At 47.5% G+C, this 297-nt stretch carries 1 pseudogene; it reads left to right on the forward strand.

Annotated elements, in window-relative coordinates:
* Positions 1-297: pseudogene (locus tag ACH63V_RS18170) on the forward strand (hypothetical protein); the annotation flags it as partial.

Raw genomic sequence — 297 nt, forward strand, 5'->3', positions numbered from 1 at the left:
GAACGACTGATGTTGCACCGGGTAGTCAAGTCACCTTAACCATCACAGGTCATGATCAGGCGGGTAACCCACTTGAGCAACAAGTCACTGCTACTGTTAATCCTGATGGTAGCTATACAGCAGAAGTGCCAGCAGGCTTTGCTGATGGTGAGTTAACAGTGAAGGCAGATGCGGTTGACCGTAATGGTACACCAGTGAATGCTGAAGATAGTCTTGTGAAGACGGATCATGACAATAATCCGGATACACCAGACCAAGGTGGTTTAGACCGAGTAGATGGTTCAATCACAGTTGATG

Origin of the sequence: Acinetobacter sp. ABJ-A23_2 (assembly GCF_044538765.1) — a bacterium.
GTDB lineage: Bacteria > Pseudomonadota > Gammaproteobacteria > Pseudomonadales > Moraxellaceae > Acinetobacter > Acinetobacter nosocomialis_A.